We start from the raw sequence: 12,337 nt of genomic DNA, 5'->3' as shown, positions 1-12,337 counted from the left end.
GTGTGTACGGTCTGCGGCCCCGCTCAACTTGCCTTCGCGTTTTCGTTCCTCATGCTTTTTGGAACAAGAAAAGGCCCGCGCCCCGCTGTGCGGAGAGCGATGTACGCGGGCGAAGGGGAGAATTACTTGGCGGCGACGAAGCCTGCCGGAGCCAGCCGCTTGAGCGTGCCGTCCAGCTGCGCCAGCGCGTCGGCCGACTTGGCGTTGCCCGACAGCACGTCGTGGGCGGCGTTCCAGAACTGGTTGCTCACCTGGTTGTACTTGCTGGTGGTCACGGTGGACGGGCGCGGCACGGCGCTGGCGAAGGTGGGGTAGAGCTCGGCCATGAACGGACTGGCCTTGATGATGTCCGGGTCCTTGTACAGGGCCGGAATGGTGGGGTTGAACGAGCCCGCGATGGCGCGGTACTTCTGCGCTTCTGCGCTGGTCAGGTACAGCAGCAGGTCGGCGGCCAGCTTGGGGTTCTTCGAGTAACGCGACACGGCGAGCTGCCAGCCGCCCAGCGTGGCGGCATGGCGGCCGGCGTTGCCGCCCTTGGGCAGCATCATCACGCCGACCTTGCCCTTGACCGCGCTGCCGTCCTGGTTCATCACCGACCAGGCGTACGGCCAGTTGCGCATGAACACCGCGTTGCCGGACTGGAAGACGCCGCGTGCCTCTTCTTCGGCAAAATTCAGCACCGCCTTGGGCGAAATGGTGCCCACCCACTTGGCGGCGGTGTCGAGCGCCTTGGCGGCGTTCGGGTTGCTGATGGTCACTTTGCCCTTGGCGTCGACGACGGTGCCGCCGTTGAAGCTCGACACCCACTCGAGCGCATTGCAGGTCAGCCCCTCGTAGGCACGCCCTTGCCAGACGTAGCCCCACAGCTTGTCGTTGCCGGCGGCGCGCTCCGCGTCCTGGATCTTCTTGGCCGCCGCGGTCATCTCGTCCCAGGTGGTCGGCGCTTTCAGGTGGTATTTGTCGAGCAGGTCCTTGCGGTAGTACATCATGCCGGTGTCGATGTACCAGGGCATGGCGACCAGCTTGCCCGCCACGGTGTTGTTGGCGACGATGCTGGCGAAGTGCTGCTTTTCCGCCCCCTTGCTGTAGGGCTTCAGGTCCAGCAGCTGGTTGGCCAGGATGCCGGGCCAGACCACGTCGATCTGCAGCACGTCGATCTTGTCCGAACCGCTGCCGAGCAGTTGCTGCAACAGCGCCAGTTGCTCGTTCGAGTCGTTCGGCGTCGCCACGAACTGCACTTCGTTGCCGGTCTTCTTGGCCCATTCCTTGGCCGAGTCCATGCACACATTCTGGCCCGGTCCCGGCGCGCCGCATTCGAGACGCAGGGTAGCGGCTTCGGCGGTGCCGGCCAGCGCCAGCACGGCGGCGGCGCTCATCAACGCGATTTTCATGACGGGTCTCTCCTCCTTGTTGTGGTCGACATCGCGTGGTGTGCCGGGGTGTGGCGCGGCTGACTCACGATGTCCTGTACCCATCTAACCGCGCTGGCGTTAATGGCAAATTTCATGGTGCGGGGTGCGGCGTTAACAATTGCAACAGGGCGGCTTCGGCCAACCTTGGCGGCTTAGCCGGCGTCCCGGGCCAACAGCCGTGCCAGTTCCGGCAGGGTGTAGGGCTTGGCCAGGAACGGCGCGCCGGCCGGCCAGTCGCTGCGCCGGGCGTGGTATTCCGGCGGCAGGCCGGAGGTCAGCACCACCGCCAGGCCGGGATGCGCCTGCTGCAGGCGGCGGTAGAGGCGCACGCCGTCGCCGCCCTCGCCCAGCATCACGTCCGACAGCACCAGCTCGGCCGCGCCGCCGGCGGCGAGCCAGTCCAGCGCCGCCGCCTCGCCGGCCACCGCGTGCACCGTGGCGCCCAGTTGCTGCAGCAGCGCCATGGCGGTGTCGCGCACGTCGGCGTCGTCGTCCACCAGCAGCACGCGGCGCGGCGGCAGCGTGGCGGGCAGCGCGGCGGGACCGCGCTCCAGGGTGCAGTGCGGCGCGGCGGGCGGCAGCCACAGCGAGATCGTGGTGCCCTGGCCCGGGGTGCTGTCGATGCCGACGTCGCCGCCGCTCTGGCGCAGGAAGCCGTACACGATGGACAGGCCGAGCCCGCTGCCCTTGCCCTGTTCCTTGGTGGTGAAGAACGGTTCCAGCACGTGCGGCAGCACCTCGGGCGGGATGCCGCGCCCGGTGTCGCGCACGGAGAGGCACAGCGCCGGGCCGGACAGCGGCGTGGCGCCGTCGTCGCGGCGCGCGACGAGGTCGAGCCGGCCGCCGTCCGGCATCGCCTGCGCCGCGTTGAGCGCCGGGTTGAGCACGGCGTTTTCCAGCTGGCCGCGGTCGACGCAGACACGCAGCCCGGGTTCGGCCTGCACCGTGACGGCGATGCCCTCGCCGACGCTGTATTCGATCAGGTCGAGCATTTCCTGCAGCATGTCGTCGAGGTCGACGATCTCCGGCGTGAGCGGCTGGCGCCGGGCGAAGGCCAGCAGCCGGCGCGTCAGCGCCGCCGCCTTGTTGGCGGCGCCGTGGGCGCGTTCCAGGCGGCGGCGCGCGTCGTCGGGCAGGTCGTCACGCTGCTCCAGCAGCTCGAGGTTGCCGAGGATCGCCACCAGGAAGTTGTTGAAGTCGTGCGCCACGCCGCCGGTGAGCTGGCCCAGCACCTCCATCTTCTGCATCTGCTGCAACTGCGCCTCGGCGACGCGGCGCGCCGAGACGTCGCGGCACACCGCCACCCAGCCGCCCTCCGGCATGGCGCGGCTGCGGAATTCCAGCACCCGGCCGTCAGGCAGGTGCAGCTCGGCGGCGCTGGCGATGCGCTCGCGACCGTCGGCGGTGTGCGCCGCGGTATCGGCCGCCACCGCCTGCCAGCGCGTGCCGGCGGGCATCGCCGTGCGCAGCGCGGGGTAGGGCAGGCCGCTGCTGAGCCGCGCCGGGTCGATGCCGAGCAGGGCCGGGAACTGCGGGTTCCACACCATCAGCGCGCCGTCGGCGTCGTACACCGAGAGGCCGTCGTTCATGCTGGCGAACACCGTCTGCAGCAGCCGGCGCTGCGCCTCCAGGCCCTGCGCCAGGCGCTGCTTTTCCAGGAGGTTGTCGCGGAACACCTGGAACGCCCGCGCCAGCTCGCCGATCTCGTCGGCGCGTTCGGTGGCGGGGGTGGCCTGCGCGGTGTCGCCGGCGGCGAGCCGGCTCATCACGCGCGAGATCGACTGCATCTGCCGCGCCACGCGCCGCACGTAGCCCGCCGCCAACAGCGCCACCAGCACGCCGACCGCCGCCAGCACGGTGAGTCCGCTGATGCCGGAGCGGATGGTGACCTGCACGCGGCGGCTGCGATTGTCGGCCAGCGCGCGCAGTTCCTGCACGTAGGCGGCGGTGCGCTGGCTGAGCTGCACCGCGTTGCTGCGGTAGAGCTGCAGCAGCAGCGCTATGCGCTCGTCGGTGGCGAGCACCTGGCGGCGCTGCTCGAACAGGTTCTGCGGCGTGCAGCAGATCACGTCCAGCTCGGTGTGGAGCCAGGGCGGCAGGTAGCGCGTCTCGCCGCGCCGCTGCATCGCCAGCAGCAGCGCTTCGGCGTCGGCTTCCAGCGCGCCCAGCGCGGCACGGTCGCGCGCCAGCGGCACCGCCTGCAGCGTGTGCCACAACGGCAGCAGGGTCGGCGCGCTGCGCACCACGCCGCCGTGGCCGAGCTGGTCGAGCAGGTGGTCGAGGCGCAGGCGGTAGGCGTCGAGCGCCTGCTGGTGGTGGCGCTTGTCGCCGGACAACAGCAGCAGTTGCTCGAGGTCGTGTCCGGCGCCGTCCAGCATGCTGCTGACCGCGAGGCGGCGGTCGGCCTGCGGCGGCAGCGCCAGCGACAGGCGCTGGATGTCGCCCATCAGCGCCTGCAGCCGCTGCACGTCGTCGGGCAGGGTGTCGGGGGCGTAATTGTCGGCCAGGTTGGGGGCGATGGCGGCCACCTGCGACACCTTTTCCGCCAGCTCCAGCACGCGCGCCAGCTCCGGCATCACCTCCTCGCGAAAGCCGGTGAGGGTGTCGAGCGTGGTGCGCATGCCGCTGACGCCGACCAGGGTCACCGCCAGCATCAGCACGAACATCGCCGCGAACGCCGCCTGCAGCCGGGTGCGGATCGGCTGCGACCAGGCGGAACGCACGGGTTGGGGGAGAAGGGCACGGCGGACCTCAAGGGCGGCTGACCGCGGCGCGGAACTGGTAGCCCAGGCCGCGCTCGGTGCAGATCAGTTCGGGGTGGCGCGGGTTCGGCTCGATCTTGCGCCTGAGGCGCAGGATCAGCACGTCGATGGTGCGGTCGTACACCTCGGTGTCGAGGCCGCGCGTCTGCTCCAGCAGCTGCTCGCGGCTCCACACCCGCTGCGGGTGGCGCACCAGCGTCGCCAGCAGCGAGAACTCGCCCTGCGTCAGCGCGCACGGCGTGCCGTCCGGCTGGCGCAGCTCGCGCGCGGTCAGGTCGAGCAGCCAGCCGTTGAAGGCGTAGCACTCGTGCGCCTTGCCCGGGTGGCGCTGCAGCGGGATCGACAGCTCGGTGGTGCGGCGCAGCGCGGCGCGCACGCGCGCCAGTAGTTCGCGCCCGGAGAACGGCTTGGTCAGGTAGTCGTCGGCGGCCAGTTCCAGCCCCAGCACGCGGTCGGTCTCGTCGCCCTTGCCGCTCATCATGATGATCGGCACGGCGGACTGGCCGCGCAGCTCGCGCGCCAGCATCAGGCCGTCCTCGCCCTTGAGCCTGAGGTCGAGGATCACCAGCGCGAAGCGCTGTGCCGCCAGGGCCTGGCGCATCGCCGCGCCGTCGGCTACGCCGTGCGGGGCGAAGCCGCCGTCCTCCAGCAGCGCGCCGAGCCAGTCGCGCACCTCGGTCTCGTCGTCGACGATCAGGATGCGGTGCTTGTCGTCCATGCGGGGGGCTCCTCCTTATTCATCGTGTTGTTCACGATGTTTGGCATCCCGTTTCTTATTGAGTCGGGCTTTTGTGTCAGCTGCGCGGACGACATTTCAAGCGGTGCTGACCGCCGGCAGGCAAGGGGGCTGTGTCGCCAGCCCCCTTGCAACCCCAGGCGACCCCGACGGCCCGTGAATTCCCGCTTGACCAGGGCAGGGCAAGGCGCCGCCGAACTCCATGCGTGCAAATCCATCGCTGGGCCAATCGGAGATTGGCACGCGGAGATTTGCTCAGCGGACGCATTTGCTAACGTCAAATCGCTCAAACAGGCGGCGGCTTAAAACCTTGCCCTACCCCGTCCAAACGGCACAGGCCAACGGGGATAGGGACGAGTCGGTTTTGTCTTGGCTCCGAGTTCGATTGTAGATGCCGAGCTCTGTCGATCCTCACAGAGCATGCACTGGTTCATAACAGAAAGCGCGGCGCGATGTGTTTCAATTGTTACACGGCGCCTGGCGCCAGCCGCCGCGCCACCTCGTCGGCCAGCGCGAGGCAGCTGGTCAGCCCCGGCGATTCGATGCCGTAGAGGTTGATCAGCCCCGGCACGCCGTGTTGGCGCTCGTCCTGGATCACGAAATCGGCGTCGGCCTGGTCCGGCGCGGCGAGCTTGGGGCGGATGCCGGCGTAACCCGGCTGCAGCGCGCCGTCCGGCAGCGCCGGCCACCACTGGCGGATGCTCTGGTAGAAGCAGCCCGCGCGCGCCGGGTCGACGCGGTAGTCCACCGCGTCCACCCATTCCACGTCCGGGCCGAAGCGCGCCTGGCCGGCGAGGTCGAGAGTGAGGTGGGTGCCCAGTCCGCCCGCCACCGGCAGCGGGTAGATCAGGTGCGAGAACGGCGCGCGTCCGCTCAGCGTGAAGTACACGCCGCGCGCGTAATGCAGCGGGGGAATGGAGTCTGCCGGCAGGCCGTCGATGGCCGCCGCGACGCGCTGCGCCCACAGCCCGGCGGCGTTGACCACGCGGCGCGCGTGCAGGTAGTACGGGGTGTCGCTGCCGATGGTGAGCACCAGTGCCGTCCGGCTCGATGCGCCCGCCGACCACCGGCGAGGCCAGCGCCAAGAGCGCGCCGGCGGCTTCGGCGTCGGCCAGCAGCGCCAGCATCAGGGCGTGGCTGTCGACGATGCCGGTGGCGGGCGACAACAGCGCGGTGTGGCCGGCGAGCGCCGGCTCCAGGTCGGCGAGCTCGGCCTGTTCCAGCCAGCGCAGGTCGCTCACGCCGTTGGCGGCGGCGCGTTGGGCGATGTGCGTCAGCCGCGGCGCGTCGCCGGCCTGGGTGGCGACCAGCAGCTTGCCGAGGCGGCGGTGCGGCACCGCGCGCGCGGCGCAATAGCGGTACAGCGATGCGCGCCCGGCCAGGCACAGCCGCGCCTTGAGCGAGCCGGTCGGGTAGTAGAGCCCGGCGTGGATCACCTCGCTGTTGCGGCTCGAGGTGTGGTGGCCGAAGGCGGCTTCGGCCTCGGCGACGATGACTTCGTGTCCTTGCAGGGCCAGCGCGCGCGCCACCGCCAGTCCGATGACGCCGGCGCCGATCACCAGGGTGTCGATGTGGTCCATGGTCGTTTCCTCAGAACCCGTTCACGATCTTGCTGCGCATTCCTGATCGGGGCTCATGTGCACTGCGTGCCAATCTATTGATTCGCTCAGCGATCGGGAGTCCTCATGTATTCCAGTACATTCCAGTTCCTGCGCTGCTTTTCACCCCGCTGAGGGCTGCTCGCGACAGATCGTGAACAGGTTCTCAATCCTGTCCGGCCAGCTGCGCGGTGGCCGGGCGGCCGAGCAGGGTGATGGCGTCGGCCAGTTGCCCGCTCCAGGGTTGGCCGAAGTTGAGGCGCAGGCAGTGGCTGAAGCGCGGCTCGGCCGAGAACAGCAGGCCGGGGGCGAAGCTGATCGACTGCGCCAGCGCGGCTTCCAGCAGCCGCGCGGTATCCACCCCCTCCGGGCATTCCACCCACAGCAGCAGCCCGCCCTGCGGCCGGCGCACGCGCGTGCCGTGCGGGAACGCCGCCAGCACCGCGTCGGCGGTGGCCTGCATCTGCTGCGCCAGCTGCTGGCGCAGGCGCTGGCTGGTGCGCGCGTAATCGCCCGCCGCGAGCATGTCGGCCAGCACCACCTGCAGCAGCGACGAACTCACCAGCGAGCTGCTTTCGCGCAAGCGTGCCAGCGCCGCGTGGTGGCGCCCGCCGGCGAGCCAGCCCAGGCGGAACGACGGCGCGAAGCTCTTGGTGAACGAGGCGCAGTAGATCACCTCGCCGTCGCGGTCCCAGGCCTTGAGCGGGGTGGGGCGGCGGGGGCCGAAGTAGAGGTCGCCGAACACGTCGTCCTCGATGATCGTCACGCCGTGCCGGCGCGCCAGCTGCAGCAGGCGCTTCTTGTTGTCGTCCGGCATCAGCGCCCCGGTGGGGTTCTGGAAGTGCGGCACGGTGACCAGGCACCGCACCGCCGGGCCGTGGCGCAGCGCGAACTCCAGCGCCTCCAGCGACAGCCCGGCGTCCGGCGTGCAGGGAATCTCCAGCGCCTTCAGGCCCAGGCTTTCCAGCGTCTGCAGCAGGCCGAAGTAGACCGGGGTTTCCACCGCCACGGTGTCGCCGGGGCGGGTGAGCAGGCGCAGCGCCAGGCTGATGGCCTCGGTGATGCCCTGGGTCATCAGGATGTCGCCGGGGGTGAGATCGAGCTCGGCGCCGGCGGCGAGGCGGGCGATCTCGCGCTTGAGCCGGGTCTGTTCGGATTCGGCGAGGTAGGCGCCGATCAGCTCCGGCTGGCGCAGCAAGGTGTGCTGCAGGCGGCGCGCCAGCTCGGCGGTGGGGTAGAGCGCGGTGGCGGCCTCGGCCATGTGCAGCTGCAGCGCGAGGCGCGAGCCGGACAGGCGCAGCAGGTGCGAGACGCGGCTGTCGACCCGCACCAGCGCCGCCGGCGCCGGCAGCGGCGCGCTCTGCTCGGGGTGGGCCGCGCGGCGCGGCAGCGCGGCGTAGAAGCCGGCGCGCGGGCGCGCCACCACGCTCTGGCGCTGTTCCAGCAGGCGGTAGGCGGCGAGCGCGGTCAGGGTATTGACGCCGTAGTGCTCGGCCAGGCGGCGCACCGCCGGCAGGCGGCTGCCGGGGACGAATTCGCCGGCGTCGAGGCGGGCCTGCAGTTCGGCGGCGATGCGCTGGTAATGCGGAGTGGCGTTCATCGTCTTGTTATATAGAACAGATCGCGCCCAGCCTAAGCTGTTTGGCGCGTTGTGTGAAGGCGGCGTCGCGCGGCGGGACTACGCTGGGGCCATCGATAACATCTGAGCGGTTAACCAACCCCGCGCAGCGGTCCTGGCCAGGCGCGCGGCTGCCGCCCGTACACCCAGTACGGCAAATGCGCGCCCAGCGATGGATCCGCACGCGCACAACACTGCCAAGAGGGTTGTGTTAGCGGCTCCAAGGAGCAGAACCATGACGTTTTCCCCCTGGCGCGATCTGTCGCCTTCGGCCGTCCTCGCTGCGGTGCTTGCACTGCTGGTGGGGTATTCCGGCCCTTTTCTCATCATCGTGCACGCCGCGCAGTCGGCGGGCCTGAGCGCTGCCCAGTTGGGCTCCTGGGTGTGGGCGGTGTCGATCGGCTCCGGCGTCGCCGGCCTGTGGCTGTCGCTGCGCTGGAAGGCGCCGGTGATCACCGCCTGGTCGACGCCGGGCGCGGCGCTGCTGCTGGCGGCGCTGCCCGGCGTGCCGTACCCCGAGGCGGTGGGTGCCTTCCTGGCGGCGGCGGTCATCGTCACCGCGATCGGTGCTTCCGGGCTGTTCGACAGGATCATGAAGGTGTTCCCGCCCGCGCTGGCGGCGGCGCTCTTGGGCGGCATCCTGTTCCGCTTCGTCGCCGAGCTGGCCGGGGCGGCCAGCCATGACGCGGCGCTGGTGCTGCCGATGGCGGCGGCGTTCTTCCTCGGCCGGCGGCTGTTCCCGCGCTACGCCTTGCCGCTCGCGCTGGCTCTGGGATTCGTCATCGCCGGCGTGCAGGGCCTGTTCGGCGCGCTGCCGGCGTGGCAGGGCGGCGCCGGGCCGCAGTTCACCCTGCCGGCATGGTCGTGGACGGCCTTCGTCAACCTCGCCATTCCGCTCGCGCTGGTGGCGCTGACCGGGCAGTTCCTGCCGGGCATGGCGGTGCTGGCCTCGTCCGGCTACCGCATCCCGGCGTGCTCGCCGGTCACCACGCTCGGATTGATGTCGATCGTCACCGCGCCCCTGGGCGGGCACGGCGTGGTGCTGGCGGCGATCACCGCGGCGATCTGCACCGGGCCCGAGGCGCACCCGGACCCGGCGCGGCGCTACATGGCCGGGGTGGTGTGCGGGGTGTTGTATATCCTGCTGGGGCTGGCCGGCGGCGCACTGGCGGCGCTGATCCTGACCCTGCCCAAGGCGCTGGTGGCCGCCGCCGCCGGGCTGGCGTTGTTCGGCACGCTGGCCTCCTCGCTCGCCACCGCGCTGGGCGACGAGCGCCAGCGCGAGGCGGCGCTGCTCACCTTCGTGGTGGCGGCCTCCGGCGTCACCATCGCCGGGCTCGGCACCCCGTTGTGGGCCTTGCTGGCGGGTGGGGCGGTCAGCGGCCTGCTGCGCTGGCGTTGGCGCTCGGCTCCGGCCTGACGCCTGGAGCATGCCGCCGACCTGTGGCGGTGCCGCTGTCACGCCGGCCGGCATTGCCGAAGTATTGCGTCAGGTACTGGTGTAGCCGCTGGCTGGCGGGGCTGTCGCCGGCGCCGGGCGTCTTGATCCAATAGGAATGGGCACAGCCGACTTGATGCTCGTTGAACGGCACCAGCTGCCCGAGAACCAGTTCGCTCTCCAGCATCACCGGGTCGCACAGGGCCAGTCCCAGGCCCTTGCAGGCCGCGCTCAGCGTCGATTTCGGGGAGTCGCACACCAGCCGTTCGGTGCTGCCCGGCAGCGGGTTGGCCTCCAGCCAGCGGTTCCAGCTGTGCTGCCAGATCTGCTGGTTGGGCTGCTGGAAGATCAGCAGGCGCAAGCGGCTGGTGTCGCCGCTGTGGGCGAACAGTTCGGCCACCGGCGGCGCGCAGAACGCCTGCAGGCGCACCGAGCGCAGCAGCTCGCCGTCGAAGCCCGGCCATGAACCGTCTCCCCAGCGCACCTCGCACGACACCGGCGGCATGTCCCTGTCATTCGGCCGCTCGGGCGAGCTGATGATGATCTTGTCGGCTCCGCTGATGAACTCGATCTCCCGCAGGCGCGGAATCAGCCACTGGCTGGCAAACAAGACCGGGCAGCGAATATGCAGCACCTTTTGCGCCGTGGCCTCGTTGATCTGCCCGATGGCTTTTTCCAGCGTATCGAAGGCCTGGCTCGCCGCAGCCAACAACTGCTGTCCTGCCGGCGTCAACACGATCCGTTTCTGATTGCGGTCGATCAGTTTCTGGCCCAGCGCCGTTTCCAGTGTCTTGACTTGCCGGGACAGCGCACTTTGCGTCAGGCCCAGCGCCGACGCGGCTTGGGTGAAGCTGAGGGTGCGGCCCACCGCCTCGAAGATTTTGAGGGCATTGAGAGACGGTAATTGTCTTTTCATTAATTTTTGTTTATTCAAATGGGATGCGTGAGGACTGTATTTTTTATGCCGGCTGTGCGTCAATTATGTACTTTTTGATTTCTATTACAAATCAGCCGCAGGATTAATTAGTGAATTCCGAAAACGCATCGATGGCGGTGAGAAAAAATCAACCTATGAGATTCGCGCACGGCCAGAGCAGAGCGCTTGTCCTTTTTGTCATGAACAGAATGACGGCGTTATGGCCCGATGGCCGGAGTGTGAAAATTGCCAGTGCCGTGGCATGGCGGGAGTTGTTGCTGTTTTGCACCAAAATGCGGGCGGGTGGCGTGGCGGGGTGGAATGCAAACGTTTGTTTTGGAAGGACGGACTGCGCCGCTCTTCCCGAGGATTTTCCAGTGAGCCGAGGTGGATGATGAAAATCACAACGCGTTTGATACTGTCGTTCCTGATCGGGGTGCTGCTGGTGATCGCGGCGGGAGGGCTGGCGGTATGGCAGCTGTCCCGGGCGCAGGTTCGTATCGAAGGGTTCACGACGGACATCATGCCCAGCGTCAAGGTCCTGGTCGCCGCCAAGGATGCCACGGCCAATGCCCGGGTGGCGGTGTGGAAGCACATCGCCACCGCGGACCCGGCGAAGAAGGCCGAGTACGAGAACCAGATCCGGCAGAGTTTCAGCGCCATCGACACGCAGCTCGCGGCCTACGAGTCGCTGGTCAGCGACGCCGACGACCGCGCCGCGCTGGCGGCGGACAAGGCGACGTATGCGGCCTACAAGCAGGAGATGGACCATACGCTGGGGGCGTCGCGCAGCGGCGACACCAACGCCGCGGTCGCCTTCGCCGGCCGCGGCAAGGGCGCGGCACTGGCCGCCTCCTGGACGCAGCATATCGGTTACAACAACAGAATGGCCGTCGCCATGAAGCAGGACAACGACCGTGCCTACGCCCAGTCGTTGTGGCTGTCTTTCGGCCTGATGGCGCTGTCCGCGCTGCTGGCGCTGGTGTGGGGCGGCTTGCTGTGCCGCAACATCAAGCGCGGTCTCGGCGACCTGGCGAGCACGATGGAAACCATCAGCAGCCGGCTCGACTTCACCCTGCGCGCCCCGGCTGCGGGGCGGGACGAGATCGGCCAGGCCTCGCAGGCCTTCAACCGCTTGCTGGAGCGGCTGCAGTCCAGCCTGCGCACGCTGCAGCAAGGCGTGATGGCGGTGGCGGAATCGTCGCAGGAACTGCAGGCGGCGTCGCGCCAGGTGGCCCAGAGTTCGGACACGCAGAGCGCCTCGTCGGCGCAGATGGCCGCCGCGGTGGAAGAAATGACGGTCAGCATCAACCATGTCGCCACCCGCGCCGAGGAGGCGCAGCAGCTGGCGGGCGAGAGCGCCGGGCAGGCCGGCAACGGCCAGCAGGTGATCGGGCGTTCCGTGGCCGACATCCAGGCCATCGCCGCGACCGTGAGCGGCGCCTCGGAAGACATCGTCCAGCTCGAATCGCGCAGCCAGGACATCGCCTCTGTGGTAAGCGTGATCCGCGACGTGGCCGAGCAGACCAATCTGCTGGCGCTCAACGCCGCGATCGAGGCGGCGCGCGCCGGCGAGTCGGGGCGGGGCTTCGCCGTGGTGGCGGATGAGGTGCGCAAGCTAGCCGAGCGCACCGCCGCCTCCACCCAGGAGATCGGCGCCATCATCGCCGCCATCCAGCAGGTCTCCGGCAGCGTGGTGGGGCGCATGCAGCAGACCGTGCAGCAGGTGGAGCAGGGCCAGGAGGGCGTGCAGTCGGCGCAACAGAGCATGAGCAGCCTGCATCACGGCGCCAGCCAGAGCGCGCGCCTGGTGACGGAGATTTCCGACGCCATCCGCGAGCAGGGCATGGCCACCAA

The 12,337-nt window shown here is 69.4% G+C and carries 7 protein-coding genes and 2 pseudogenes; 2 read left to right on the top strand and 7 right to left on the bottom strand.

Annotated elements, in window-relative coordinates; all coding sequences use genetic code 11:
- Positions 1-122: 122 nt before the first annotated feature.
- From ABKF58_RS05375 to ABKF58_RS05350, 6 genes and pseudogenes are all read right to left on the bottom strand, one after another.
- Positions 123-1,391, bottom strand: coding sequence for an ABC transporter substrate-binding protein (locus ABKF58_RS05375; protein WP_482583697.1), 1,269 nt, complete (start codon positions 1,389-1,391; stop codon positions 123-125).
- Between the two features lie 173 nt (positions 1,392-1,564).
- On the bottom strand, positions 1,565-4,135 hold the full coding sequence (locus ABKF58_RS05370) for a hybrid sensor histidine kinase/response regulator (RefSeq protein ID WP_482583696.1): 2,571 nt from the start codon (positions 4,133-4,135) through the stop codon (positions 1,565-1,567).
- A 28-nt stretch (positions 4,136-4,163) separates the two neighbouring features.
- Positions 4,164-4,892, bottom strand: a complete 729-nt coding sequence (locus ABKF58_RS05365; protein ID WP_482583695.1) for a response regulator — start codon at positions 4,890-4,892, stop codon at positions 4,164-4,166.
- 484 nt (positions 4,893-5,376) lie between these two features.
- Positions 5,377-5,943, bottom strand: a complete 567-nt coding sequence (locus tag ABKF58_RS05360; protein ID WP_482583693.1) for an NAD(P)/FAD-dependent oxidoreductase — start codon at positions 5,941-5,943, stop codon at positions 5,377-5,379.
- 55 nt (positions 5,944-5,998) lie between these two features.
- Positions 5,999-6,490 (bottom strand): annotated as a pseudogene (locus tag ABKF58_RS05355) (NAD(P)/FAD-dependent oxidoreductase); the annotation flags it as partial.
- Positions 6,491-6,674: 184 nt separating this feature from the next.
- Positions 6,675-8,108 (bottom strand): aminotransferase-like domain-containing protein, encoded by a 1,434-nt coding sequence (locus tag ABKF58_RS05350; RefSeq protein ID WP_482583692.1) that lies wholly within the window; start codon positions 8,106-8,108, stop codon positions 6,675-6,677.
- 253 nt (positions 8,109-8,361) lie between these two features.
- On the opposite strand from ABKF58_RS05350, the gene ABKF58_RS05345 reads away from it, so the two are divergent.
- On the top strand, positions 8,362-9,546 hold the full coding sequence (locus ABKF58_RS05345; protein WP_482583691.1) for a benzoate/H(+) symporter BenE family transporter: 1,185 nt from the start codon (positions 8,362-8,364) through the stop codon (positions 9,544-9,546).
- On the opposite strand, the gene ABKF58_RS05340 is transcribed toward ABKF58_RS05345, so the two are convergent.
- Positions 9,503-10,480 (bottom strand): LysR family transcriptional regulator, encoded by a 978-nt coding sequence (locus ABKF58_RS05340; RefSeq protein WP_482583690.1) that lies wholly within the window; start codon positions 10,478-10,480, stop codon positions 9,503-9,505. The two genes, ABKF58_RS05345 and ABKF58_RS05340, sit on opposite strands and share 44 nt — an antisense overlap.
- A 220-nt stretch (positions 10,481-10,700) precedes the next feature.
- On the opposite strand from ABKF58_RS05340, the pseudogene ABKF58_RS05335 reads away from it, so the two are divergent.
- A pseudogene (locus ABKF58_RS05335) lies at positions 10,701-12,311 on the top strand (methyl-accepting chemotaxis protein); the annotation flags it as partial.
- Between the last annotated feature and the right edge of the window lie 26 nt (positions 12,312-12,337).

The organism is Pseudogulbenkiania sp. AW2-16 (genome assembly GCF_056824575.1).
This window is presented reverse-complemented; position numbering and strand designations above follow the sequence as displayed.

Bases quoted from the DNA above. Each gene is read 5' to 3' on its own strand.
- ABKF58_RS05375 (WP_482583697.1), bottom strand. From the start codon at position 1,391: ATGAAAATCGCGTTGATGAGCGCCGCCGCCGTGCTGGCGCTGGCCGGC.
- ABKF58_RS05365 (WP_482583695.1), bottom strand. From the start codon at position 4,892: ATGGACGACAAGCACCGCATCCTGATCGTCGACGACGAGACCGAGGTG.
- ABKF58_RS05350 (WP_482583692.1), bottom strand. From the start codon at position 8,108: ATGAACGCCACTCCGCATTACCAGCGCATCGCCGCCGAACTGCAGGCC.
- ABKF58_RS05345 (WP_482583691.1), top strand. From the start codon at position 8,362: ATGACGTTTTCCCCCTGGCGCGATCTGTCGCCTTCGGCCGTCCTCGCT.
- ABKF58_RS05340 (WP_482583690.1), bottom strand. From the start codon at position 10,480: ATGAAAAGACAATTACCGTCTCTCAATGCCCTCAAAATCTTCGAGGCG.